We start from the raw sequence: 25,237 nt of genomic DNA on the forward strand, positions 1-25,237 counted from the left end.
ATGATATGCGAAAAATGTCCCAAGTGTGGGTCAACTGAGTTTACAGAAGCTACAGATTACATGCCAGTAAAACCAAGTAAAATGTCGATGAAAGGTTCAAATAAAATCTATAAATTTTGCTTAAAATGTGGAGAAGTTGATTCTATTCGCATTGAAAACGTAAGTATTTTTAAAAAATAGACTATATTCGATAATCGGTTCTGGTGCAAAAACTTCAAGATACTTGCAATGAACCTCTAAATCTTGGACATACTGATACTAGTACTCTAAAAAGGACGTGATCAGTATGGAAAAGAAAAATTTGTTCAAGTGGAAACATTATCAACCTGACATTATTTTATTAACAGTGAGATGGTACCTACGGTACAACCTAAGTTTTCGTGATTTAGTCGAAATGATGGAAGAACGTGGATTATCGATGGCTTACCCAACGATTATACGTTGGGTTCATCAATATGGGACGGAATTAGATGAAAAGGTAAGACCTCGTCTTAAGTTAACAAATGATTCCTGGAGAATCGGTGAAACGTATATCAAAGTAAAAGGTCAATGGATGTATCTATATCGTGCAGTGGACTCCGAAGGAAAAACCATTGATTTTTATCTTAGCAAAAATAGGAATACCCAATCAGCCAAGTGCTTTTCAAAAAAGCCTTGGCTTCTTCGCATGTGTCCTCCCCCGCGTGACCAAAGTCGCTAAGAATCCAGTGTATCCTATAGCGATTCAAGAATTAAAAGAAGAAAAAAGCATGCCTTTTGGCACGCAAATAAGACAACACAAGTACCTAAATAATATCATTGAGCATGACCATCGCTTTATAAAGAAGCGAGTTCGTTCTATGCTAGGGTTAAAATCGTTTCAAACTGCCAAAAAGATATTGAGTGGCATAGAAGTGATGCATATGCTTCGAAAAAAGCAAGTTTTTTTACGGGAGAGGTCTGTCCAAAATCAGAAACAATATATATATAAATTGTTTGGGCTTACAGCATAAGATAAGATCTCGAAAGAAATCTATTCGTTTTTTAAACTCTCGTTGTATTTGCACCAAAATAAGATAGAGAACTCTTATATGTTTAATATCCCAATCCCCCTTATTTTTTTGATTTTTAACAATGCTAAAAATCAAAAAAAATGCAGACACCTAGAATCTACATTTTTATATTTTAAATATAAGTTAAAAGTATTATTGATTAATTATTCTCGCGTTATCAATAATTCAAATATAAGTTTTCAATAAGTATTTTCAAGTATAAGCCTTCATCTTATGAAAACATATGATTGAAGTCACAATACAAAATAAAAAAACCACCAAATATGTATTGGTGGAGACGGTGGGAGTCGAACCCACGTCCAAAAATATCGGCACTTAAGCTTCTACGAGTGTAGTCGATATATTAGCATTTCGCGAACTCTTCGGCCTATCGACAGGCTTCCAAGTTGCTAGTCTGGTTGTTCTCTTCCTTTGTCCTCAGACGGCGAACTCCGGCGTAGTCCACTTAGTTTGAGTCCCTTACCCTACCACATGGACGATGGAGGGAGGAACCTTTAGTGCAATTAAGCAGCTAAAGAAAGATTGTTTTGTTTGCCAATTATAGGCTTTGACGTTTTAACGAGGCCGATCCCCTCGACTCGCAACCTAAGCTCGAACTATCCCTGTCGAATCCGTAACGTCCCCATGATAAAAATGGAGCATACGAAGAAAATATCGTGATAGCTACTAAGAGCTGTTTTTCAATGTGCAACAACCTTACATAAGTTATTATAACATACGCGCTCCATTTTACAAATGTAAATATCTGTATTACATCTTTTGGCGATCACGGAACGCGCGTGCAATTTCACGTTTAGCTTCTTTCTCTTTTAAATCGTGACGTTTATCGTATTGCTTCTTACCTTTTGCTAAACCAAGTGCCATCTTTGCAAATCCATTTTTCAAATAAATTCTAAGTGGAACTAATGCGTAACCTGTTTCTTTCGCAGCGCCCGCTAGTTTATCAATTTCTTTTTTATGCAGAAGTAATTTTCTCGTACGAAGTGGATCATGGTTGAAACGATTCCCTTGTTCGTACGTATTAATGTGCATATTATGAACCCATACTTCACCATTATGTACACGTGCAAACGCATCTTTCAAGTTTACGCGTCCAGCGCGAATCGACTTAATTTCCGTTCCTTGAAGGACAAGCCCTGCTTCGTATGTTTCTTCGATGAAATAATCATGAAATGCTTTTTTGTTCTGTGCAATAACCTTACCTGTACCCTTTGGCATATAACGTCCCTCCTCTATTTTTACTATTGTAACAAATGTTAATAAAAAGCGAAAGTGGCTCGCTCAGAATGTGAGATGGATGGAGCTTCTGACCTTGAGGCGCTCTTTGCCTCTCAGGAAGAAGTGAAGCCGCCGAACATTCTAGCCACTGTAGCTAGATTCCGATAAAAAGCGAAAGTGGCTCGCTCTCAAGCCACGAAGAAAAAAGAAAACGGTCCCGCTTTTCATCAAAGCGAAGCCATCCTTTTCTTACTTACGCTTTTTCTTTTTCTTCTTGAATCCTGGTACATTTTCGAAGAATGCTTTTTTCTTCTTACCGTCACCATCTTTTTTTCCTGGCTGGCTAGCAGAAGCGGATGCAGATGCAGATCCTCTTCCTTTTCCTTTACCACCACGGTCAAATTTTCTACCTGTGCCACGTTCACCGCCGCGCTCATTACTGCGCTCGCTACGTCCACCGCGTTTCTTTCTGCCTGTTCTTGGCTGCTCGATAACGACTGGACGATCTTTGAACTTACGGCGAGGTGTGCCTTTCATACCAACGATTTCAAAGTCGATTGCACGCTCGTCTTTGTTTACGTTAATAACGCGAATTGTAATTTCGTCACCGATGCGGAATACGTTTCCTGTACGTTCTCCGATCATAGCGAAATGTTGCTCGTCATAACGGTAGTAATCATCCGTTAAATAACTAACGTGTACAAGACCTTCAATTGTATTTGGAAGCTCTACGAATAAACCGAAGTTTGTTACAGAGCTAATCATACCGTCATACTCTTCACCGATCTTATCAACCATATACTCTGCTTTTTTCATCTCATCTGTTTCACGCTCTGCTTCAACAGCACGACGTTCCATATTAGAAGAATGCTCTGCAATCTCAGGTAATTTTTCACGCCATTTTGCTTGCGTTTCGTTGTCGACTTTACCGTTAATAATGTATTCACGAATTAATCTATGAACGATTGTATCTGGGTAACGACGAATTGGTGATGTGAAGTGTGTGTAGAACTCAGTTGATAAACCGAAATGTCCTAAACTATCCGCATCGTAACGAGCTTGCTTCATAGAACGAAGCATAACTGTTGAAATAACTACTTCTTCTGGCTGTCCTTGAACCATTTCAAGAATTTGTTGTAGCGCGCGAGGATGCACTTCATTCGCACGTCCTTTTACGGCATATCCGAAGTTCGTTACAAACTCGAAGAAACGCTCTAGCTTATCTTCTTTCGGATCTTCATGGACCCGGTACATGAATGGTACGTTCATCCAGTGGAAGTGCTCTGCTACTGTTTCATTCGCAACAAGCATAAATTCTTCAATTAACTTCTCTGATACAGAACGATCGCGCATGACAACGTCTGTCGGTTTTCCTTCTTCATCCACTAATACTTTCGCTTCTTTAAAGTCAAAGTCAATTGCACCACGGCGCATACGTTTTTCACGTAAAATTTGTGCCAATTGACCCATCTCTTTAAACATCGGTACGAGCGGCTCATAACGCTTAATTAACTCTTCGTCCTCATCTTCTAAAATGCTTCTTACGTCAGCATAAGTCATACGCTCTGTTGTTTTAATCACACTTTGGAAAATCTCGTGTTTAACAACATCACCTAAGTTGTTGATTTCCATTTCACAAGATAATGTCAGACGGTCTACTTTCGGATTTAATGAACAAATACCGTTAGATAGACGGTGTGGAATCATCGGAATTACACGGTCAACAAGATACACACTCGTCGCTCTTTCCGCTGCTTCTACATCAATCGGAGAACCTTCTTGAACGTAATGACTTACATCCGCAATGTGAACGCCTAGCTTGTAGTTACCGTTCTCAAGCTTCGTTACTGTAACAGCATCATCTAAATCTTTTGCGTCTGCACCGTCAATCGTTACGATCATTTGGTCACGTAGATCACGGCGATCTTTTAAATCTTCTTCTGAAATCGTTTCTGGTACACTGTTTGCATGTTCCATCACTTCTTCAGGGAACGCTAAAGGCAAGTGATGTTTATGAATGACAGATAAAATATCTACTCCTGGATCATTTTTATGACCTAGAATTTGAATAACTTCACCTTCTGCACTTAAACGATTCTCTGGATAGCTCGTAATTTTCACAACTACTTTATGACCTTCTACAGCGCCCATAGATGCACTTTTCAATACGAAAATGTCACTTGTCCAGCGCTTATTGTCAGGTATAACGAACCCAAAGTTTTTCGATTCTGTATATGTACCAACTAACTCTTTCGTTCCGCGTTCTAAAATGCGTACAATTGAACCTTCTTGACGCGAACCACTCGATTGGGAACTAAGGCGTGCTAATACTGTATCGCCATGAAGCGCACCGTTTAATTCTGTAGGCGGGATGAAAAGATCATCGTCTCCCGTTTTCTTCTCATCTGGTACAACGAATGCAAAACCACGTGCATGTCCAATTAACTTACCGCGTATTAAATTCATCTTTTCAGGAAGACCGTAACGGTTGCTACGAGTACGAATAACAAGTCCCTTCTCTTCCATCGTTACAAGTGCCTTTACGAAATCTTTAAAGCCCTCAGAACCTTCAATTCCAAATGCCTCTTCTAACTCTTGTATCGTTAGCGGTTTATACGCTTCTTCTCTCATAAATAATAACAACTTATCAATATGTTCTTGTATGATTTCTTCCAAGCAAAAATACCTCCTTTAAAACCTTATATTATTTAGTGTATCCGAAAGATAGGGGATGTATAAAGTGAAACTTCAATACTCCCCTTATGATTTTTACAGTTTTCACAAAAAATTCCTTATGAAAAAAAGAGGCAACTAGATCTTACCAATCTAGTTGCTCCAAGAAGTTATATACATCCTCATGTAGCTCGTCACGTTGTTTATCAAGTGTAATGACATGCGTAGAGTCTTCATACCATTTAATGTCTTTTAACGTAGATTCTACACCGTTATAAATAATGTTAGCACTATCTGTATTAATCATTTCGTCATGACGTGCTTGTACAACAAATGTTGGTGCATAAATCATATCCACATTGTTACGTACGTCAGCAATTAATTGTTGTAATGCTTTTAATGTATTCATCGGTGTCTTTTGGAATTCCAACATTTCTTGTTCAATTTGTTCTGGTGATTTTTGCTCACGTTTTTTATATTCGCGGGCATATGCCAATATACCTTGGTACATCGTTTCTTCGCTCTTAATATACATCGGTGCACACATTGGTACTACACCTAAAACCGGTACTGTATAACCTAATTTTAAAGAAAATACGCCGCCAAGTGACAATCCAACAACAGCAATTTTCTCAAAACCTTTATCTTTTAAAAGCTGATATGCCTCCGTTACATCTTGCCACCAATCTGTAGGCCCTGTATGAACAAGCTCTTCTGGTGGTACACCGTGCCCTTTATAAATTGGCGCATGACAAGTATAGCCCTTCTTTTCTAAGAAACGCCCTAACATACGTACATCAGCTGAGTTCCCTGTGAATCCATGTAGTAATAAAACAGCGCGGTCTCCACCCTCAAATGTAAATGGTTTCGGAGATGCTAATTTCATCATGTATTTCTCCTCTTTCTCTTCTGTAATCTAGTCGTATTCTTTCTATATCTAGTGTACCATATTTGTATTTCTATAATCTAATTAGAAACATCTTTCAAATAGCAAAAAAAAAAGAAGAACCATTAGTACCATTCACTAACGCTTCTTCTTTCAATTCTATAAATTGAAGTACGTAACACCAATTGTTAATACAAAGAACAATACAGCTAAAACAATTGTAATACGGTTTAATACCGCTTCAATTCCACGTGCCTTTTGCTTACCAAATAATTGCTCCGCACCGCCTGAAATTGCACCTGAAAGGCCTGAGCTATTACTACATTGCATAAGTACCATAACAATCATTAAAATCGATACAATAATAAGTAAAACTGATAATAACGTATGCACTTGGCGTACCTCCTACAAAGATTCAGTTATTGTAACTGTAGCATAAATTCTATAGAAAAGCGAGAGCTATATAGGCGCTCTCGCTTTTCTTCTATTACATAAACATCATCGCAAATAACGGTCCAAGTAAACATGTCAAAATTGCTGTTAATGTCATTGTTACCGATCCAATAACACCTTCATGTTCGTTATTTTTCATCGCTCTCATCACGCCCATAATATGAGAAGCACATCCAAATCCGATACCTTTACCAACTGAGTTTGTAACACGGCTCCATTTTAATAAAAGGGGTCCTGTAATCGTTCCAGTAATACCTGCGATAACAACGAAAGCTGCTGTTAAGGAAGGTACACCACCGACTTGCTCTGAAACACTCATCGCAACTGGCATTGTCACCGATTTTGGTAATGACGATAAGATTAAGCTTTTATCCGTTCCCATAAGTGAAGCAATCGCAAAATCACTAGCGATTGCAACTGTTGTACCTACTAATACCCCGCCAGCAATCGGTACAACATATTTTTGCAGAACATGACGTTGTTTATAAAGAGGAATTGCAAATGCTACAACACCGGGTCCAAGTAGCTTTGCAATCCAGCCACCACCACTTTCCATATAATGTTGATATGGTATATCAAGCACGATAAATAGGAAAGCCATTAATCCAGTTGCTACAAGCATTGGAATGGTGAATGGTGTTGGAAATAATTTATAGATTTTTTTAGATAATTGATATAATAGCACCGTAAAAAGAACCCAACCGACTCCGATTAATATTTGGCTCATCGCGACTCTCTTTCCTTCCTATTCGCAAGATATTGTCCTGTATGTCCTGCGACAATAATAATTAAAAATGTACTCGCTACAACTGTAATGAAAAGAGAAATTCCTTTACTCATAAAAAAAGCACCGTAATTCATTAGGCCAAGCGTTGGCGGAATTAATAAAAACGGCATAATAGCAACGAGTGTTTCTGCTCCTAAATCGAACCATTTCACTGGAAGAACTTTTAGGCTAAGTAAAACAAGTAAGAGGAACATCCCAATCAAACTTCCTGGAATTGGAATATTTAACATTTCTTGCACCCAAGTTCCAACCATATAAAACACGTAAAGAGCAGCAATTTGGACAAGAATCTTTGTAAATTTCATGTTCATCATCCCTCATGTTTATACGATCTTCTGTTAATATCTTTATCATAGTATAAATTGTAAAAAGCTGCAATTTATCAACTTGACAGCAAAAACAGCCTATGTTATACGCTTACAACCTTGATACGACTGCATTTCTAAACGAAAATTACGTCAAAAACCTTGACCTAATATAAAAAGTTTTTATTTTCTGAATTTAAAAGACTATTATTTCAATAAAATAATCTTTTTATTCTTAAACTTACATATATATAAAGTGAAACTTTAATCAATGAGATTCCCCTCATCCTTATTGATTATTAGCCCTCACCAAGCTGGTTTGTACGGGATAAACAAGATAGGTGGTGAACATATGCCCAAAAAAGTTCTCATTTTTTGTGATCCTGGGATTGATGATACGATGGCTCTCCTCTTAGCATTCTTTATCGATGAAATAGAAATCGTCGGTATCGTTGCTGATTACGGCAATGTTCCAAAAAAAATGGCCGTAGAAAATGCTCATTTTTTTAATAACGAAACAAAGAATAGAAATATCAAGATATTCGGTGGTTCAGAACGTCCCCTTACTGGTGCCCCACCTGCGTTTTTTACGGATGTACATGGGAAACAGGGGCTTGGGCCAATTATTCCAAAGGTGAATGTGACTAACGGAGAAATGGAGAATTTTTTTGAAGTCATTCCTCTTATTGAACAGTATAAAGATGAATTAATTATTGTGAGTTTAGGAAGACTTACCTCCCTAGCAATTTTGTTTATCATGTGCAAACAGTTAATGAAACAAATTAAATCTTACTATGTAATGGGCGGTGCCTTTTTACATCCTGGTAATGTTACCCCTATTTCCGAAGCAAACTTTTATGGCGATCCTACTGCCGCTAATATAGTCCTTCAATCCACAGCTAACATGTACATATACCCATTAAACGTCACTCAATACTCCATCATTACACCAGAAATGGCAGAGTACATTGAGGCAAAAGGAAAAGCTCCACTTGTCAAAACGTTATTTGATCATTATTACTACGGATATTATAAAGACGCCCTACCACATTTAAAGGGGAGCCCCTTCCATGACACAATACCAATACTCGCTTTACTTGATAACTCTATGTTTACCTATCACAAGTCACCTATCGTTGTCATGACAGAATCTTATGCACAGGGGGCAAGCATTGGAGAATTTCGCTCTTTAGGAGAATCTAAACCATTTATTGATTGGCCGAGTCATCAAATAGCAATTGATTTTGATTATAACCGCTTCTTCAAACATTTCATGTCACTTATGACGGGTGAACAATTTTAGCATAAAAAAACAGACCGTGATTTCTCACGGTCTGTCGTTTATTTTCTACAATTATCGTTTGATGTTATAGAAAGATTTTACACCATCGTAAACAGCTACTTCGCCTAGCTCGTCTTCGATACGTAATAATTGGTTGTACTTAGCAATACGGTCAGTACGGCTCATAGAACCAGTTTTGATTTGGCCAGCGTTAGTTGCTACTGCGATGTCAGCGATTGTAGCATCTTCAGTTTCACCAGAACGGTGAGATACAACTGCTGTGTAACCAGCACGTTTAGCCATTTCGATAGCTTCGAAAGTCTCAGTTAAAGTACCGATTTGGTTAACTTTAATTAAGATTGAGTTAGAGATACCTTTTTCGATACCTTCAGCAAGTTTTTGAGTGTTAGTTACGAATAAATCGTCACCAACTAATTGTACTTTATCACCGATACGCTCAGTTAATAATTTGTGACCATCCCAGTCGTTTTCGTCTAAACCATCTTCGATAGAGATGATTGGGAAGTCTTTGCAAAGCTCTTCATAGAAATCAACCATTTCTGCAGAAGTTAAGCCAGTACGGCCTTCGCCTGCAAGGTCATATTTACCAGTTTCTTTGTTGTAGAACTCAGAAGAAGCAACGTCCATTCCTAAGAATACGTTCTCGCCAGCTTTGTAACCAGCTTTTTCGATAGCTTCGATGATTACTTCTAGAGCTTCACGGTTAGAACCAAGGTTTGGAGCGAATCCACCTTCGTCACCTACTGCAGTGTTAAGACCTTTGTCATGTAATACAGCTTTAAGTGCATGGAATACTTCAGCACCCATACGGATTGATTCTTTGAATGTTGGAGCACCAACTGGTAAGATCATGAACTCTTGGAAGTCAACGTTGTTATCAGCGTGAGAACCACCGTTGATGATGTTCATCATTGGAGTTGGTAATTGTTTTGCATTGAATCCACCAAGGTAACGGTATAATGGAAGACCTACGAAGTCAGCTGCTGCGTGAGCTACTGCCATAGATACACCAAGGATAGCGTTAGCGCCTAGTTTACCTTTGTTTGGAGTGCCATCTAATTCGATCATAGCACGGTCAATACCAGCTTGGTCAGTTACATCGAAACCAGCGATTTCTGGAGCGATAATTTCGTTAACGTTGTTTACTGCGTTAACAACACCTTTACCAAGGTAACGAGATTTGTCACCGTCACGTAATTCTACTGCTTCGTGCTCACCAGTAGATGCACCACTTGGTACGATAGCGCGTCCGAAAGCGCCGCTTTCTGTGTAAACTTCTACTTCTACAGTTGGGTTACCACGAGAGTCAAGGACTTCGCGAGCATAAACATCAATAATTGTTGACATAATAAATTCTCTCCTTTTTATATAAGCAAATTATTTAATAATTGTTTTACCTGTCATTTCTTTCGGTTGCTCAACACCAAGAAGTGTAAGCATTGTTGGAGCGATATCACCTAAGATACCATCTTCACGTAATTCTACGTCGTTCTTAGTAACGATGAAAGGAACCGGGTTAGTTGTATGAGCTGTCATTGGCTCTCCTTCAGAAGTTAATTCTTCATCCGCATTACCATGGTCAGCAGTAATAAGTGCTACACCATCTTTTGCAAGAATCGCTTCTACAACTTTTCCTAAACATTCGTCAGTTGCTTCTACTGCTTTAATTGTTGGTTCCATCATCCCAGAATGGCCAACCATATCACAGTTCGCAAAGTTAAGAATGATAACATCATGTTTATCATTTTCGATTTCATTTACTAAAGCGTCCGTTACTTCGTAAATGCTCATTTCAGGTTTCAAGTCATACGTTGCAACCTTTGGTGAGTTAATTAAGATACGCTCTTCTCCTGGGAATTCAGCCTCACGACCACCGCTAAAGAAGAATGTAACGTGCGGATACTTTTCAGTTTCCGCGATGCGAAGTTGCTTTAATCCCGCTTGTGCAACAACTTCACCTAAAGTGTTATCAAGGTTCATTGGCTTGAATGCCACGTAACCATCTACAGTTTCACTGAAGTGTGTCATACATACGAATTCTGGAATGTGAGGTACTTTTTCACCACGATCGAACTCACGGAAGTCTTCGTTTGTAAATACACGAGCAATTTGAATTGCACGGTCTGGACGGAAGTTATAGAAGATAACTGCATCATCATCATTGATTGTTGCAACTGGCGTGTTATCTTCGTTAACAATTACAGACGGCAATACGAATTCATCATAGATACCGTTCGCATAAGAGTCTTCTACACACTCTTCTGCTGATTTATAAGTAGGGCCTTCACCATTCACCATAGCACGGTAACATTTTTCTACGCGATCCCAACGCTTGTCACGGTCCATGGAGTAATAACGACCAGAGATAGTCGCGAATTGTCCTACTCCTGTTTCTTTAATTACTTCATTTGTTGCATCGATATAGCTTTGTGCTGTTTTTGGTCCAACATCGCGGCCATCTAAGAATGCATGAATGTATACTTTCTCAACGCCTTCTTTAGCTGCTAAGCGAAGAAGAGCAAACATATGGTTCATGTGACTGTGCACACCACCGTCAGAAAGTAAACCGAATAAATGAAGTGCAGTACCTTTTTCTTTTACGCTTTTAATTGCACTTTGGAACGTTTCGTTCTTATCGAACTCACCTTCACGAATTGCAACGTTAACGCGTGTTAAGCTTTGATATACAATGCGGCCAGCACCGATATTTAAGTGACCAACCTCAGAGTTACCCATTTGACCTTCTGGAAGACCTACTGCCTCGCCACAAGCTGTAAGCGTTGTGTGAGGGAATTTGTTCCAGTAACCATCAAAATTAGGTTTCTTAGCTTGTGCTACAGCATTCCCGTAAGTTTCTTCACGAAGTCCGAAACCGTCAAGAATGATTAAAGCTGTTGGCTTTCTCATTTTACCGCCCCCAGAAGACCTAAGAACGAAGCAGGCTCTAAGCTAGCACCGCCAACTAAAGCGCCGTCGATGTCAGATTGTGCCATATACTCTTTAATGTTTTCTGGTTTTACGCTACCGCCGTATTGGATACGAACAGCTTCTGCAGCTTCTGGAGAAACAGCTTCTGCAACAACTTTACGGATGTGCGCACATACTTCGTTTGCATCTGCAGAAGAAGAAGATTTACCTGTACCGATAGCCCAGATTGGCTCATAAGCGATAACAGTTGCTTTAACTTGCTCTTCTGTTAAACCTGCAAGTGCTTTTGTCACTTGACCTGCTACTAGATCAAATGTTTTTCCGCTTTCGCGCTCTTATAAAGTCTCACCACAACATACGATTGGTGTTAAACCATGTTCAAATGCTGCGATAGTCTTTTTGTTTACTGACTCATCTGTTTCAGCAAACATTTCACGACGCTCAGAGTGGCCAAGTACTACATAGCCAACTTTTAAGTCGCTAAGTGCTACTGGGCTAATTTCGCCAGTGAATGCACCATTTTTTTCGAAGTGCATGTTTTGTGCACCTACTTGTAAGTCAGTTCCTTCAGTTGCTGCTACAAGGCGCTCTAAGAATAGAGCTGGAGAGCAAACTACTGCATCAACAGCTGAAGCTGCTGGGATTTGACCTTTAACTTCCTCTACGAAGCTAACTGCTTCTGATAGAGTTTTATTCATTTTCCAGTTACCTGCGATAATTGGTTTACGCATGCTTTGCACCGTCCTTTTTCTTTGGCTGCTACTTATTTGTCGTTAAGACAAACTACACCTGGAAGCTCTTTACCTTCCATGAATTCTAATGACGCACCGCCGCCAGTAGAAATGTGGCTCATTTTATCAGCCATACCGAATTTTTCAACAGCTGCTGCAGAGTCACCACCGCCGATAACAGAGTATGTATCTTCTGCATCTGCTAATGCTTGTCCTACTGCTTTTGTACCTTCTGCGAATGGAGTCATTTCGAATACACCCATTGGTCCATTCCATACAACAAGCTTAGAATTTTTAATTACATCTGCATAAATTTCACGTGTTTTAGGACCGATGTCCACGCCTTCCCAGTTAGAAGGGATAGAGTCGATACCAACGATTTTAGTTGTTGCAGTTTCAGAGAATTCCTCAGTGATTACAACATCAACTGGCATGTAGAAGTTTACGCCTTTTTCTTTTGCAAGTTGCATAAATTCTTTAGCTAGTTCGATCTTGTCGTCTTCACATAGAGATAGACCAATTTCATGACCTAAAGCTTTAACGAATGTGTAAGCAAGTCCACCACCGATGATTAAGTTATCTACTTTGTCTAATAGATGACGAATTACACCGATTTTATCTTTTACTTTCGCACCACCGATAATAGCTGTAAATGGACGTTCTGGGTTAGAAAGTGCTTTACCAAGTACATCTAACTCTTTTTCCATTAATAGACCAGATACTGCTGGTAGGTAGTCTGCGATACCTGCTGTAGAAGCGTGAGCACGGTGAGCTGCACCGAATGCATCGTTTACGAAGATGTCAACAAGTGCTGGAAATTCTTTCGCAAGTTCTGCATCGTTCTTTTCTTCGCCCCGCATAGAAACGTACGTTTTCAAGAACTAATACGTCGCCTTCGTTCATTGCTGCAACCATTTCTTGTGCAACTGGTCCGAATGCTTCGTCCGCTTTTTTAACGTCTTTACCAAGAAGCTCACCTAAACGTGCTGCTACTGGAGTTAAACGCATTTCTTCTACTACTTGACCTTTTGGACGGCCTAAGTGACTTGCTAAAATAACTTTCGCACCTTGCTCTACTAAATATTGAATTGTAGGAAGAGCTGCACGGATACGAGTTTCATCTGTAATTTTGCCTTCTTTCATAGGTACGTTGAAATCAACGCGGCAAAATACACGCTTACCTTTTAAATCTACGTCACGAATTGATTTTTTGTTCATTGGATTTCCCTCCGACTACTAGTTAGGATTGACAAAACCCACTCAAAAGCTTAACACATTTGCTTTTAAAACGAAAGAAGAGAGAGAGGGAACAAACCCTCTCCCTCGTTTTGTCATTGATAACTTATATAATTAAGAATTAAAGACCTTTTGAAGTCATGTAAGCTGCTAGGTCTACTACGCGGTTAGAGTAACCAGTTTCGTTATCGTACCAAGAAAGTACTTTAACCATGTTACCTTCCATTACCATTGTAGATAATGCATCGATTGTAGAAGAAGCTGTACATCCGTTATAGTCGATAGATACTAATGGCTCTTCGCTGTATCCAAGGATACCTTTTAATTCGCCTTCAGCTGCTGCTTTGAATGCTGCATTTACTTCTTCAACTGTTACTTCTTTGTCAAGTTCAACAACTAGGTCAACTAGAGAAACGTTAGCAGTTGGAACACGTACAGCGCCACCGTTTAATTTACCTTTAAGTTCTGGTAATACTAATGCTACAGCTTTAGCTGCACCAGTAGATGTTGGGATCATGTTTTCAGCTGCTGCACGAGCACGACGTAAATCTTTGTGTGGTAAGTCTAAGATTTGTTGGTCGTTAGTGTAAGAGTGAATTGTTGTCATCATTCCGCGTTTTACGCCGAATTTTTCGTTTAATACTTTAGCGAATGGAGCTAGACAGTTTGTAGTACAAGAAGCGTTAGATACTACGTTGTGGTTAGCTGCATCGTATTGTTCGTGGTTAACACCCATAACTACAGTGATATCTTCGTCAGAAGCTGGAGCTGAGATGATAACTTTCTTAACTGATCCACCTAAGTGTTTCTCAGCGTCTGATTTTTTAGTGAAACGGCCAGTAGATTCTACTACTACTTCTACTCCGTAGTCGCTCCATGGTAATTGAGCTGGGTCACGCTCAGCGATAACTTTAATTTCTTTACCGTTAACAACGATGCTGTTTTCGTTAGCAGATACTTCTGCATTTAAAGTTCCGTGAACTGTGTCATATTTTAAAAGGTGAGCTAATGTTTTAGCATCTGTTAAGTCGTTGATTGCTACTACTTCTACCTCAGAGTTGTTAAGAGCTGCGCGGAATACGTTACGTCCGGATACGTCCAAATCCATTAATACCAATTTTAGTCATTTGAATTTCCTCCTTGGGGGATTATATTAAAGGGTAAAACCCTTTGTTAACTGTTTTGCTGCACCTTCATCTGTAATTAGAATTGAAGTGTGCCCTTGTTTAATTACAGCCTGTATTGCTTTTGCCTTTGAAGAACCTCCAGCGACTGCAACAACGTGAGATACATTTTGTAAATCCTCTAGTTGCATACCAACTGTTCTTACTTTATGAACAACATTTCCTTCTTCATTAAAGTAGTAACCGAAAGCTTCGCCAACTGCTTCGCTTGCCTGAATCTTTAACCAATCTGCTTCTGAAGTACTTCTGCGACGTGCCATTGTTAACGCATCACCTATTCCATGAATGACGATATTGGAAGATCGAATCAACTCAAGAACTTCTTTCACGGAAGGCTCTGTCACAATAGACGCATATGCTTCGCTACTAACATGGTCTGGAACATACAATAAGCGATAATTACTCATCGTATTTTGTGCCATCTTGGCACAAATGGTATTGGCTTCTAATTCGACGCCTTCTCCAATTCCACCACGTGCTGGGACAAATAGCATATGTAAATCTTTGCAATCAAGTTGCATCATGTCCGCAGCAGCAGCTAGCGTAGTTCCTCCAGCCACAGCAACGATATTATTCGCTGTCAGACGGTCTTTTATACAAGTCACACAAGCACGGCCCATCTCCAGTTTGACCCAAGGTGATTCATCACTATCACCAGGGACAACGAAAACTTCATCCAAGTCTAATGTTTCCTTAAGTTGCTTTTCTAAAACCTTTAACCCGGAAATCTCTTTCATAAAGTCTTCCAAAGCAAGAACTAAAGCTGTTCCTTCTTCTGTCAAAGTCATTCCAGAAGAAGCGACGTGAACTAAGTTTTGTTCTTTCAAAACTTGAACTTCACTTCGCAATACTCGTTCTGTCATACCGAGACTTGCTGATAAGTTTCTTCTTCCAATCGGCTGCATGAGCCTAATGTATTGAAGAATTTGCATTCTCGTTTGCATAACAGGTAGCAGATCAGGTAATAATTTTTTTGTGTTCTGAATCCATGAGCGCATATCTATTCTCCTCACTACATCGGTTCATTTTTCCTTCGTGGTCACTTTACGTCCCGTAGTGACATTTTGTGTCCCACATAGGTTAAAAAAATAATCCCTGCTACGTGTATTATTGTAACAGGAGATAGAAACTTATTCAACTCTTAACTGCATTCTTTATATAGTTTATTATGACACCTTTGTGAATGTTACCATATTCTACTTGTTTTCCGTCCATTTCTACAACCGGAATCATTAAGTGATATTTTTCTAAAAGGTCATTATCTTCATATATATCTATTTCCTCGATTTGAAAAGAATATTCACATTGTACTTCCTGTAAAACTTGTTTTGCCTTCACGCAAAGGCCACAATCTTTTTTAGTATACAGTACAACTTTCATCTTCTTCACCTATCCGATCGTTTTTCGTAATGACGAAGCTGGGATATGCATTTGTTCTCTATACTTCGCCACTGTTCTTCGAGAAATAACAATTTCATGCTCTTCTTCTAATAATTTTGAAATCTTTTGATCTGAAAGTGGCTTTTTCTTATCCTCTGCCCCAATTAACGTTTGAATAAATTGTTTTACACGTTTTGTAGAAACTGCTTCATCTTCAGTCGTCGAAACGGCATTGCTAAAGAACGATTTCATCTCAAATAAACCGTGTGGTGTTTGCACATATTTATTTCGCGTCGCACGACTAATTGTCGATTCATGCACACTTAACTCTTCAGCTACCTCTTTTAAAGCGAGAGGTCTTAAATACTCTGGACCTTTCCAGAAGAAATCACGTTGTTTTTCCATAATAATAGTCATTACTTGCAGCAATGTCTGTTTTCTCTGCTTCAAACTGCGCATAATCCACTGCACATGCTGATACTTTTCTGATACGTAAGATGCTACTTCACTTTCACTATTATTAAGAAGCGCACTATATTCAGAATGAATTTCAATTCTCGGCATATTTCTCTCGTTCATTTGTAAGACGAGGCGATCGCCATCTTTTTTCACCGCCATATCAGGTACAATGTAAAGTGGTTTATCTGAAGAAAACGCAAGACCTGGTTTTGGTTGTAATGACGTTATACAATTTACCGCACTCTGCAATTCCTCATTACTACACTTCAACACTTGAACGAGCTTTCGCCAATCTTTCTTCACGAAATAAGCGAAATGATCTTCTACAACCTCTTCTGCTAATCCATTACGTCTTTGTAAGCGCTTCAATTGCAAGGTTAAACATTCCTGAATATTACGCGCCCCTACCCCTGCTGGTTCCAGTGATTGGACAAGCTCTACAGAGCGGTCGACTACATGAATGGGCGCAGAAAGGAGCTCTGCTAACTCTTCATTCGTTTCTTGTAAATATCCATTTCCATCCATGTTCATAATAATGAAGGAAGCTACTTTTCGCTCTTCTTCATCTATTTTATAATACTGTATTTGATTTAATAAATGTTGCTGAATCGTTGTAGAATCCACACTGTAGATCTCCATCTGATTCTCGACTTGTTTGCTGGTACTTTTACTGTTGTTAGAGCTCTTTTTCTTCTCCCTCTCAAAACCACCTAACTCAATAAGGGGATTCTCTAACGATTGCTCATACAAAAACTCCGATAATTCTTGTACATTATACTGGAGCATTGTAATCGCTTGCCTTAACTCTTGTGTCATTGCCAAACGTAAGCTTTGTTCTTGTAAAAGACTTGCCTTCAAACTAATCTCCCCCTTGTTTCTATTGTACAATAAGTTTGGTAAAAGGAGAATCCTCACGCAGACACCCATTCCAAAATATTATTAATTTATATGTATTAATGAGATTTACAACTTACAACCGAAATTTGAATAATATTGAAAGAAAATAATAAGGTTAAAAATTATCATCAAGTACTAATAGTAAATCTTATTACCAGATATAACAAGAGGGAAATAAAAAAAGTCCTAACCTACAAAACGTAAGTTAGGACTTTTTGACGCGCCCAGAGGGATTCGAACCCCCGGCAGACGTGGTACCGGAAACCACCGCTCTATCCGACTGAGCTATGGGCGCATGATTATAGAAAACACTTCATTTTCTTCTCATAATAATAGCAATAAAATCCATCTAAATCAATAAAAATATCCCCGTAATACCTTATGCATCTTAGCTAAAAGCATATAAAATCTATTTCACCCCTAAATTTTCCAATCATAAATTCACCCCAACTCACAAATTATAATCTTTGAATTGATATTCCAAAGGGGGCTTCATTCAATGACTGTAATTACGAAACTAAAGCAAACTGTTTCTGGATTAAAAAGTGCACAAGCTAGCTTAGAGGGATTCGCTCTTGATACGGATAACCAACAAGCGAAGCAACTTTTCCAAACAGCTGCGCAGCAAACACAAACGATTATCGATTCTTTAAACCCACGCGTTGAAGAAGTCCAACAAGAAGAACCACAATACTCACAGCAATAACAAATCAGTCTTGCTGTGAAATAGAAAAAGGATGATATGCAGTCATCCTTTTTCTATCACATTACATATTGTAATAGAAATGGAATGATAATTATGCGAAAACTCGGCCTCATAACCGCATTATTTGCACTTCTATTTAGCTCTTTTACCGGATGTGATAATAGTCCTTTAGATAAAAAAGTGAAAGAAGAAGCAAAACGAACGGAGAAAGAAAAAGGTCCAAAGTTAACAAAGACGAGTACGGAATCCTTTAATCAATCTATATCACAAGGAGCGAAAAAAAGAGCTCTCGCTATGGATGAAATTATAAAAAGCACAGCAGTGAATTCAAATTTAGATCTCTACATAGCAGTTACACCTGAGCATCACGAAAGGTTTGGATTAAAACCTCTTCGTAAAAAGCTTCAAAAGCAGCTAAGTGATGAGCATCCTACTTTCGATGTTCGTGTCAGTACAGATAAAAAAATCTTTATGTTACTCGAAAAACTCGAAAGAAAAATTAAGGAAAAAGAAGTATCTAAAGATGAAATTAATAAACAATTAAAATTCATTGGTAAAAAAATGGAGTCTAACACTTAACGCTTTTTAAAAGAAAAGGAAGGATTGCAATGGCTAGTAAAGATAAAAACTTAACCCCTGTACAACAGGAGTATAAAAAATTCGAACAAGAACGCGAACCGAAACGACCTGTCTTAAAAAATTGTATAAAAGCCTTTTTCGTCGGTGGTTTTATTTGCTTCATCGGACAACTCATTTCTACTTTTTATATCACATATTTTGATTTCACTGAACGCTCAGCAGGCAATCCAACAGTCGCAACTCTCATTTTCATCTCCATGTTACTAACTGGATTTGGTATATACGATCGTTTTGGACAGTTTGCCGGAGCAGGTACAGCTGTACCTGTTACTGGATTTGGTAACTCTGTTATTGCCGCATGTATTGAGCATCGAACGGAAGGATTTGTCCTTGGCGTTGGCGGCAATATGTTTAAACTAGCTGGTTCTGTTATTTTATTTGGTGTATTTTCCGCTTTCGTCATCGCACTTATTAAAACTATTCTCGTTCAATGGGGAGGGCTATAAATGTTACAAGGACACCGAACGTGGGTATTTGAAAACAAACCAGTCATTATCTCAACAGGGGTTGTCGGTGGACCATTTGAAGCAAAGGGGAACATCCCAGAAGACTTCGATATCCTTCATGAAGATTTATGGCTTGGACAAGATTCCTATGAAAAAGCACATAAAATTTTATTCGAAGAAGCTTGTAGCCGCGCTACTGAAAAAGCAGAACTTCGTAAAGACGATATTCAATTCGTACTCGCAGGAGATTTAATTAATCAAATCACTCCAACAAGCTTTGCTTGCCGCACACTTGGCACTCCTTATCTCGGACTATTCGGGGCTTGCTCTACTTCTATGGAAGGTTTAGCACTTGGAGCAAGTATCGTAAATGCAAAAGGTGCAAAATATTTATTAACTGGAGCTTCAAGCCATAATACTGCTGTAGAAAAACAATTCCGCTACCCTACCGAATACGGCGGACAAAAGCCGCCTACTGCACAGTGGACAGTAACCGGAGCAGGAGCCGCTATTTTAAGCGATACTGGACACGGTCCAAGAGTAACCTCTGCAACAATCGGACGAGTGATTGATATGGGATTAACGGATCCGTTTAATATGGGAGGCGCAATGGCTCCAGCTGCAGTTGATACAATTGAAGCCCATTTACGTGAACGCCAAATTGATGCCTCTTACTACGATTTAATCGTAACAGGCGATCTCGGACATGTAGGACGCGAAATTGCTTATGACTTACTACATAAACACGGAACGAAAGTAACGAGCGAACAATTTCAAGATTGCGGAATTATCATTTACAGAGAAGGACAACCTGTCATAGCTGGTGCTAGCGGGCCTGGATGTTCCGCAACAGTCGTGTATGGTCATTTATTAAATCGAATGAAAAGAGGAGAGTTCAAAAAAATACTTGTCGTTGCGACAGGCGCTTTACTATCTCCACTTACATTCCAACAAGAAGAAACAATTCCATGTATCGCTCATGCCGTTTCGATTGAATTTGGAGGTGCAACGCAATGATTTTTTTCTGGGCTTTCGTCATTGGCGGACTCATATGTGTAATCGGCCAACTTATGTTTGATGTCGGCAAACTAACACCCGCTCATACAATGGCAACACTCGTTGTTGCTGGAGCTATATTAGATGGATTTAATTTGTATGAGCCATTAATTGATTTCGCTGGAGCCGGGGCAACTGTACCTATTACAAGCTTTGGTAATGCCCTCGTTCATGGCGCAATGGAAGAAGCTGCAAAACATGGCATCGTTGGCGTTATTACCGGCATGTTTAAAGTAACGAGCGCCGGTGTATCAGCAGCTATTATTTTCGGCTTCATTGGAGCATTATTATTCAAACCGAAAGGATAAGAGGTGTTTATATGACTGTTATCGCTAGCGTAAAAACTTGCCTTGCTAGTGTAAGGGGCGCTCAAGCAAGTTTAAGCTCCCTTTCATTAAATTCACAAGACGAAGAATCAAAACGCGTATTTCATGAATGTATGTTAGAAATGGACAGCGTCATCGCTGATTTAAAGGATAGAATTTCAGTATTAGAACGTGAAGAACCTCAATATAAAGGGTTTTAAGTAGACTGGAGGAAACGACTATGTCTCACCTGCCGGAATGGACACTTGTCATTCTTCGCTCTGTATTCATATTAATTATTTTATTCGCTATTACGAAATGGTTAGGGAAAAGACAAATCTCTCAGCTTTCCTTTTTTGAATACATAGCCGGAATGACGATTGGTGACATCGCTGCCCAAGTATCTACAGGGCTCGATTCAAAATTTTTTCACGGTGTCTTTGCAATACTCATTTTCGCTGTGGTACCTTTTTTAACAGGAATCCTCTCTTTAAAGAACAAAACAGCTCGGGACTTCTTTGAAGGAAAATCTACCGTATTAATAAAAGACGGAAAGATACTCGAAGATAATTTAAAGAAAGAAAAATATACGAGTGACGAATTACTGGAACTTCTCCGTGGAAAAAGTGCGTTCAGCGTAGCTGAAGTCGAATTTGCTGTCTTAGAACCGAGCGGAGAATTAAATGTATTATTAAAGAAAGATTCTCAGCCACTTACAGCAAAAGACATCGGTTTAAAAGTACCAAACGAGAAAGAACCACAAACTGTTATTATGGATGGAAATGTACTAGATGAACCTCTTTCAGCAAGCGGACATAACCGCGCTTGGCTACATTCAGAATTAGAAAAAATCGGTGTTGTTATTGAAAATGTCTTCCTCGGTCAAGTGGATTCATACGGACAACTTACTATCGACATTTACAATGACAAACTCCAAATGCCTTCTCCTCAAAACAAACCTTTATTATTAGCATCTTTAAAAAAATGTCATGCTGATCTTGAACTATTTTCCCTAGAAACAAAGTCGAAGTCAGCAAGCGAAATGTATAGTAAAAACGCGAAACAAATCGAAAAGATTTTAAATAAAGTAACCTATCTTTTAAAAGACTAATTATCGAAAGAACGCTTCAGTTAAAAGGCGTTCTTTTCTTTTTTCTCCAGTTTTCGTAACGTTTAAATTTATGTAATTCGGTTATGATGTTGAAGATACATAAGCAGGGAATTTCGAAAACATAGCGAATATTTCATGGTACAACTACATATTTTTTTGATTTAAAGTGGTTTCGTTTGACCTTTATTGACCATAATTGTATTATAAGACTAAGAAAGCTTTATAAGGAGGAAATAACAGATGAATTTAATTCCTACAGTAATTGAACAAACAAATCGTGGAGAACGCGCTTACGATATTTACTCTCGACTATTAAAAGACCGCATCATTATGCTTGGTAGTGCAATTGATGACAACGTAGCTAACTCAATCGTTTCCCAGCTTTTATTCTTGGAATCTCAAGATCCAGAAAAAGATATTCACATCTACATCAACAGCCCTGGTGGTTCTATCACAGCGGGTATGGCAATCTATGATACAATGCAGTTTATTAAACCACAAGTATCAACAATCTGTATCGGTATGGCTGCATCTATGGGTGCATTCTTACTTGCAGCAGGTGAAAAAGGAAAACGTTATGCACTTCCAAACAGTGAAGTAATGATTCACCAACCACTTGGTGGAGCACAAGGTCAAGCGACTGAAATCGAAATCGCTGCAAAACGTATCCTATTCTTACGTGAAAAACTAAACCAAATTCTTGCTGACCGCACTGGTCAACCACTTGAAGTACTACAACGCGACACAGACCGCGACAACTTCATGACAGCAGAAAAAGCTTTAGAATACGGTTTAATCGATAAGATCTTTACAAATCGTTAATAACTAAAAGCGGAAGCGGCTCGTTCAGAATCACAGGACGATGGAGCCCTGATTCCGAGGCGCTTTTTGCCTCGAATGAAGGGGCGAAGCGACCGGAGATTCTAGCCGCTAGAGCTGGATACATAAAAAAGCGCCCTATTACAGGGTGCTTTTTTATTATCATGCACCTCCTTCTGGATACCCACCCTGGTATTCACCTAAATATATCAACGATTTTTCAATTATATCGAACAAAACTTAAATTATATCAACGATTTTTTTAATATATCAACGGTTCGACACAACATATCGATTTACCGACAATCTCCGACAAGGACAAACCAGCTAAATACCCCTCCCCGCTAATCCGCACAAACAACAAAACAAAAAGCTATCGCATATACGCGATAGCTTCTTATTGTACATATGCAGCTAATGCTTCTAAAGCCTCTTCTGCATCTGAACCTTCTGTTGTAATTGTTATCATGCTTCCAGTTCCAATTGCTAAGCTCATAATCCCCATTATGCTCTTTGCATTTACTGTCTTTCCATCTTTCTCGATGAAGATATCTGCATGAAAGCGATTTGCCTCTTGTACAAACAACGCAGCCGGACGTGCTTGTAAACCGTTTTTTAATGAAACCTGAACTCGTTTTTGAACCACAGCTCCATTTCCCCTTTAACCTCTTATTTTTTTACTAACGTTTCCCCCGCGCGTAATTTCTCTGCGATTTCATCGATTTTACGCAAACGATGATTAATACCCGACTTACTAATCTTCCCCCCGGATACCATCTCACCTAACTCTTTCAATGTTACATCTTGATAATCTCTTCGTAATTGTGCAATCTCTTGTAATTTATCCGGCAAAATATCAAGACCAACTGTCTCATCAATATAACGAATATTTTCAATCTGTCTTAGTGCTGCACCAATTGTTTTATTTAAATTAGCTGTTTCGCAGTTCACTAAACGATTTACAGAATTACGCATATCACGTACGATTCGAATATCTTCAAATCTTAAAAGTGCATTATGAGCACCTATAATATTTAAAAACTCTGTAATTTTTTCTGCTTCTTTCAAATACGTAATGTACCCTTTTCTTCTTTCCAACGTCTTACTATTTAAATCAAATCCGTTCATCAGTTCACATATAGCATCATTATGTTCCTTATATAACGAAAAGATTTCTAAATGATAAGATGATGTTTCTGGGTTATTTACTGAACCACCTGCTAAAAATGCGCCACGTAAGTACGATCGTTTACAACATTTCTTCTCAATCAATTCTTGTGATATATTTCGAATAAATGAAAAGTCATCTCGAACGATATGAAGATCAGCTAATATTTCGCGAGACTTCTCAACAAGCCGCACAATATATACATTATTTTTCTTCAAGCGCATTTTTTTACGGACAAGCAATTCTACCGTCACGTCATATCCTTTTTTCAAAAGCGTATAAATCCTTCTTGCAATTGCCGCATTTTCCGTTTGAATATCGATAGATAGACGACGGTTTGAAAAAGAAAGCGACCCGTTCATTCGAAGTAACGCTGATAATTCTGCTTTCTCACAGCATTCCTTCATCTCAAGATTCGTCAACTCTTTCTTTGTTTCTGATGCAAATGACACAGTCAACACCTCCTTATACGATTATTATGGAACAAAATTCTTGTCCTATATGAATGAGGAGCGCTACCTCAAACGAGGCAACGCATATTTATAACAATGAATATAAAATGGACGCTAACTTTAACGTATCATGCCTTACAACATGATCATCATACTTCGCTAATCCCTCTTGAATAACATCAATATTATTTTCAACAAAACGTTCTTCATCCACTACAACTGGTGTAGACATTTCTTCCTCATATGACTTGCGTAATTCACAAGGAATCTCACGGTTATTTACAATTGCAGTATTGATAAATGGTTGCCCTAAATGATCGTGTAACGCCTGCACATGATCAAAAGCAGTATATCCCATCGTTTCACCCGCTTGTGTCATAACGTTACATACATATACCTTCTTCGCCTTTGCAGCAAGAACAGCGTCTCCAATTTTGTTAACAACTAAATTGGGCAATATACTCGTATACAAACTTCCAGGACCGAAAACAAGTAAATCAGCTCGTTTAATCTCAGCCAACGTTTCATGCAATGGCTCTACATCTTCTGGAGTTAAAAAGACACGATTAATCTTCTTTCCGTAATAAGGAATCTTTGATTCACCTGTTACAATTTCCCCATCTTCAAGTTCCGCATGAAGTACCGCACTTTGATTCGCTGCTGGTAATACACGTCCTCTGACATTTAATACTTTACTTGTTTCTGTAATTGCATGGAAAAAGTCTCCTGTAATCGAGGTCATACCTGCCAACAATAGATTTCCTAACGCATGACCTTTCAGTCCGTCTCCTGTTGTGAAACGGTGCTGAAATAAAGCTTCCACCAGTGGCTCTACATCCGATAACGCAACAAGTACGTTACGGATGTCACCTGGAGGTGGAATTTCTAGCTCATCACGTAATCTACCCGAACTGCCACCATCATCAGCAATTGTAACAACTGCTGTAATATCAACAGGATATTGCTTTAATCCCCTTAATAAAACAGAGAGTCCAGTTCCGCCTCCCATGATGACAATTTTAGGCTTTCTCTCTTTTTTCATC

General features: G+C 38.8%; 23 protein-coding genes, 1 tRNA gene, 1 other RNA gene and 4 pseudogenes. 10 read left to right on the forward strand and 19 right to left on the reverse strand.

Going from position 1 to position 25,237, the window contains the following annotated elements:
- Positions 1 to 286 precede the first annotated feature (286 nt).
- A pseudogene (locus tag BC_RS25565) lies at positions 287 to 992 on the forward strand (IS6 family transposase).
- 329 nt (positions 993 to 1,321) lie between these two features.
- Here the strand turns inward: BC_RS25565 and ssrA are convergent.
- From ssrA to BC_RS25600, 7 genes are all read right to left on the reverse strand, one after another.
- Positions 1,322 to 1,676: a transfer-messenger RNA gene (ssrA, locus tag BC_RS25570) on the reverse strand.
- Positions 1,677 to 1,802: 126 nt separating this feature from the next.
- A complete protein-coding gene (gene smpB, locus BC_RS25575) occupies positions 1,803 to 2,270 on the reverse strand; it encodes an SsrA-binding protein (protein ID WP_001123919.1) in 468 nt (155 codons plus the stop codon).
- 249 nt (positions 2,271 to 2,519) lie between these two features.
- A complete protein-coding gene (gene rnr, locus BC_RS25580; protein ID WP_000391086.1) occupies positions 2,520 to 4,946 on the reverse strand; it encodes a ribonuclease R in 2,427 nt (808 codons plus the stop codon).
- Between the two features lie 142 nt (positions 4,947 to 5,088).
- Complete coding sequence (estA, locus tag BC_RS25585; protein ID WP_000761986.1) at positions 5,089 to 5,829, reverse strand: carboxylesterase; 741 nt, start codon at positions 5,827 to 5,829, stop codon at positions 5,089 to 5,091.
- Between the two features lie 159 nt (positions 5,830 to 5,988).
- Positions 5,989 to 6,222 carry a preprotein translocase subunit SecG gene (secG, locus tag BC_RS25590; RefSeq protein WP_000557261.1) on the reverse strand — a complete coding sequence of 78 codons (234 nt, stop codon included), beginning with the start codon at positions 6,220 to 6,222 and terminating at the stop codon, positions 5,989 to 5,991.
- A 94-nt stretch (positions 6,223 to 6,316) separates the two neighbouring features.
- Entirely contained in the window at positions 6,317 to 7,009 is a 693-nt protein-coding gene (locus BC_RS25595; protein ID WP_000078309.1) for an LrgB family protein, read from the reverse strand.
- Entirely contained in the window at positions 7,006 to 7,374 is a 369-nt protein-coding gene (locus BC_RS25600; protein WP_000673222.1) for a CidA/LrgA family holin-like protein, read from the reverse strand. The genes BC_RS25595 and BC_RS25600 overlap by 4 nt, the downstream gene beginning before the upstream one ends.
- A 352-nt stretch (positions 7,375 to 7,726) precedes the next feature.
- On the opposite strand from BC_RS25600, the gene BC_RS25605 reads away from it, so the two are divergent.
- Entirely contained in the window at positions 7,727 to 8,677 is a 951-nt protein-coding gene (locus tag BC_RS25605) for a nucleoside hydrolase (protein WP_001125051.1), read from the forward strand.
- Between the two features lie 51 nt (positions 8,678 to 8,728).
- Here the strand turns inward: BC_RS25605 and eno are convergent, their stop codons facing one another.
- The 9 genes and pseudogenes from eno to BC_RS25650 all read right to left on the reverse strand — a co-directional run bounded on the left by eno (position 8,729) and on the right by BC_RS25650 (position 17,787).
- On the reverse strand, positions 8,729 to 10,024 hold the full coding sequence (gene eno / locus BC_RS25610; RefSeq protein ID WP_000103955.1) for a phosphopyruvate hydratase: 1,296 nt from the start codon (positions 10,022 to 10,024) through the stop codon (positions 8,729 to 8,731).
- Between the two features lie 30 nt (positions 10,025 to 10,054).
- A complete protein-coding gene (gene gpmI / locus BC_RS25615; protein WP_001231152.1) occupies positions 10,055 to 11,584 on the reverse strand; it encodes a 2,3-bisphosphoglycerate-independent phosphoglycerate mutase in 1,530 nt (509 codons plus the stop codon).
- Positions 11,581 to 12,336 (reverse strand): annotated as a pseudogene (gene tpiA / locus BC_RS25620) (triose-phosphate isomerase). Before tpiA ends, gpmI begins: the two are co-directional and overlap by 4 nt.
- Positions 12,337 to 12,368: 32 nt before the next feature.
- A pseudogene (locus BC_RS25625) lies at positions 12,369 to 13,554 on the reverse strand (phosphoglycerate kinase).
- A 139-nt stretch (positions 13,555 to 13,693) separates the two neighbouring features.
- Positions 13,694 to 14,699: pseudogene (gene gap / locus BC_RS25630) on the reverse strand (type I glyceraldehyde-3-phosphate dehydrogenase).
- A gap of 26 nt (positions 14,700 to 14,725) precedes the next feature.
- Positions 14,726 to 15,754 (reverse strand): gapA transcriptional regulator CggR, encoded by a 1,029-nt coding sequence (gene cggR / locus BC_RS25635; RefSeq protein ID WP_001258185.1) that lies wholly within the window; start codon positions 15,752 to 15,754, stop codon positions 14,726 to 14,728.
- A 136-nt stretch (positions 15,755 to 15,890) separates the two neighbouring features.
- Complete coding sequence (locus BC_RS25640; RefSeq protein ID WP_000869730.1) at positions 15,891 to 16,136, reverse strand: glutaredoxin family protein; 246 nt, start codon at positions 16,134 to 16,136, stop codon at positions 15,891 to 15,893.
- Between the two features lie 9 nt (positions 16,137 to 16,145).
- A complete protein-coding gene (rpoN, locus tag BC_RS25645; protein WP_000647959.1) occupies positions 16,146 to 17,453 on the reverse strand; it encodes an RNA polymerase factor sigma-54 in 1,308 nt (435 codons plus the stop codon).
- Positions 17,454 to 17,711: 258 nt separating this feature from the next.
- Positions 17,712 to 17,787 (reverse strand) — tRNA-Arg (locus BC_RS25650).
- Positions 17,788 to 17,991: 204 nt separating this feature from the next.
- On the opposite strand from BC_RS25650, the gene BC_RS25655 reads away from it, so the two are divergent.
- The 8 genes from BC_RS25655 to clpP all read left to right on the forward strand — a co-directional run bounded on the left by BC_RS25655 (position 17,992) and on the right by clpP (position 22,577).
- Positions 17,992 to 18,198, forward strand: coding sequence for a DUF1657 domain-containing protein (locus tag BC_RS25655; protein ID WP_000216166.1), 207 nt, complete (start codon positions 17,992 to 17,994; stop codon positions 18,196 to 18,198).
- 93 nt (positions 18,199 to 18,291) lie between these two features.
- On the forward strand, positions 18,292 to 18,777 hold the full coding sequence (locus BC_RS25660; RefSeq protein ID WP_001228545.1) for a YhcN/YlaJ family sporulation lipoprotein: 486 nt from the start codon (positions 18,292 to 18,294) through the stop codon (positions 18,775 to 18,777).
- Positions 18,778 to 18,806: 29 nt separating this feature from the next.
- Positions 18,807 to 19,283, forward strand: coding sequence for a stage V sporulation protein AC (gene spoVAC, locus BC_RS25665; RefSeq protein WP_000146953.1), 477 nt, complete (start codon positions 18,807 to 18,809; stop codon positions 19,281 to 19,283).
- Complete coding sequence (spoVAD, locus tag BC_RS25670) at positions 19,284 to 20,300, forward strand: stage V sporulation protein AD (RefSeq protein ID WP_000938970.1); 1,017 nt, start codon at positions 19,284 to 19,286, stop codon at positions 20,298 to 20,300.
- Positions 20,297 to 20,647 (forward strand): stage V sporulation protein AE, encoded by a 351-nt coding sequence (gene spoVAE, locus BC_RS25675; RefSeq protein WP_000575919.1) that lies wholly within the window; start codon positions 20,297 to 20,299, stop codon positions 20,645 to 20,647. Before spoVAD ends, spoVAE begins: the two co-directional genes overlap by 4 nt.
- An 11-nt stretch (positions 20,648 to 20,658) precedes the next feature.
- Positions 20,659 to 20,865, forward strand: a complete 207-nt coding sequence (locus BC_RS25680; RefSeq protein ID WP_000215909.1) for a DUF1657 domain-containing protein — start codon at positions 20,659 to 20,661, stop codon at positions 20,863 to 20,865.
- Positions 20,866 to 20,885: 20 nt separating this feature from the next.
- On the forward strand, positions 20,886 to 21,755 hold the full coding sequence (locus BC_RS25685; RefSeq protein ID WP_000018922.1) for a DUF421 domain-containing protein: 870 nt from the start codon (positions 20,886 to 20,888) through the stop codon (positions 21,753 to 21,755).
- Between the two features lie 240 nt (positions 21,756 to 21,995).
- A complete protein-coding gene (gene clpP, locus BC_RS25690) occupies positions 21,996 to 22,577 on the forward strand; it encodes an ATP-dependent Clp endopeptidase proteolytic subunit ClpP (RefSeq protein ID WP_001049162.1) in 582 nt (193 codons plus the stop codon).
- A gap of 394 nt (positions 22,578 to 22,971) precedes the next feature.
- Here the strand turns inward: clpP and BC_RS25695 are convergent, their stop codons facing one another.
- From BC_RS25695 to BC_RS25705, 3 genes are all read right to left on the reverse strand, one after another.
- The gene (locus BC_RS25695; protein WP_000250307.1) at positions 22,972 to 23,220 is read right to left on the reverse strand and encodes an HPr family phosphocarrier protein; all 249 of its coding nucleotides are present in this window, start codon (positions 23,218 to 23,220) and stop codon (positions 22,972 to 22,974) included.
- 23 nt (positions 23,221 to 23,243) lie between these two features.
- The gene (gene whiA, locus BC_RS25700; protein WP_000006558.1) at positions 23,244 to 24,194 is read right to left on the reverse strand and encodes a DNA-binding protein WhiA; all 951 of its coding nucleotides are present in this window, start codon (positions 24,192 to 24,194) and stop codon (positions 23,244 to 23,246) included.
- An 88-nt stretch (positions 24,195 to 24,282) separates the two neighbouring features.
- Positions 24,283 to 25,236: a gluconeogenesis factor YvcK family protein gene (locus BC_RS25705; RefSeq protein WP_000712188.1), complete on the reverse strand. Its 954-nt coding sequence runs from the start codon at positions 25,234 to 25,236 to the stop codon at positions 24,283 to 24,285.
- Position 25,237: the final 1 nt, after the last annotated feature.

Origin of the sequence: Bacillus cereus ATCC 14579, from assembly GCF_000007825.1 — a bacterium.
GTDB classification, from domain to species: domain Bacteria; phylum Bacillota; class Bacilli; order Bacillales; family Bacillaceae_G; genus Bacillus_A; species Bacillus_A cereus.

Bases quoted from the DNA above. Each gene is read 5' to 3' on its own strand.
- smpB (WP_001123919.1), bottom strand. From the start codon at position 2,270: ATGCCAAAGGGTACAGGTAAGGTTATTGCACAGAACAAAAAAGCATTT.
- estA (WP_000761986.1), bottom strand. From the start codon at position 5,829: ATGAAATTAGCATCTCCGAAACCATTTACATTTGAGGGTGGAGACCGC.
- BC_RS25595 (WP_000078309.1), bottom strand. From the start codon at position 7,009: ATGAGCCAAATATTAATCGGAGTCGGTTGGGTTCTTTTTACGGTGCTA.
- BC_RS25600 (WP_000673222.1), bottom strand. From the start codon at position 7,374: ATGAAATTTACAAAGATTCTTGTCCAAATTGCTGCTCTTTACGTGTTT.
- BC_RS25605 (WP_001125051.1), top strand. From the start codon at position 7,727: ATGCCCAAAAAAGTTCTCATTTTTTGTGATCCTGGGATTGATGATACG.
- eno (WP_000103955.1), bottom strand. From the start codon at position 10,024: ATGTCAACAATTATTGATGTTTATGCTCGCGAAGTCCTTGACTCTCGT.
- gpmI (WP_001231152.1), bottom strand. From the start codon at position 11,584: ATGAGAAAGCCAACAGCTTTAATCATTCTTGACGGTTTCGGACTTCGT.
- cggR (WP_001258185.1), bottom strand. From the start codon at position 15,754: ATGCGCTCATGGATTCAGAACACAAAAAAATTATTACCTGATCTGCTA.
- BC_RS25640 (WP_000869730.1), bottom strand. From the start codon at position 16,136: ATGAAAGTTGTACTGTATACTAAAAAAGATTGTGGCCTTTGCGTGAAG.
- BC_RS25655 (WP_000216166.1), top strand. From the start codon at position 17,992: ATGACTGTAATTACGAAACTAAAGCAAACTGTTTCTGGATTAAAAAGT.
- BC_RS25660 (WP_001228545.1), top strand. From the start codon at position 18,292: ATGCGAAAACTCGGCCTCATAACCGCATTATTTGCACTTCTATTTAGC.
- spoVAC (WP_000146953.1), top strand. From the start codon at position 18,807: ATGGCTAGTAAAGATAAAAACTTAACCCCTGTACAACAGGAGTATAAA.
- spoVAD (WP_000938970.1), top strand. From the start codon at position 19,284: ATGTTACAAGGACACCGAACGTGGGTATTTGAAAACAAACCAGTCATT.
- spoVAE (WP_000575919.1), top strand. From the start codon at position 20,297: ATGATTTTTTTCTGGGCTTTCGTCATTGGCGGACTCATATGTGTAATC.
- BC_RS25680 (WP_000215909.1), top strand. From the start codon at position 20,659: ATGACTGTTATCGCTAGCGTAAAAACTTGCCTTGCTAGTGTAAGGGGC.
- BC_RS25685 (WP_000018922.1), top strand. From the start codon at position 20,886: ATGTCTCACCTGCCGGAATGGACACTTGTCATTCTTCGCTCTGTATTC.
- clpP (WP_001049162.1), top strand. From the start codon at position 21,996: ATGAATTTAATTCCTACAGTAATTGAACAAACAAATCGTGGAGAACGC.
- BC_RS25705 (WP_000712188.1), bottom strand. From the start codon at position 25,236: ATGAAAAAAGAGAGAAAGCCTAAAATTGTCATCATGGGAGGCGGAACT.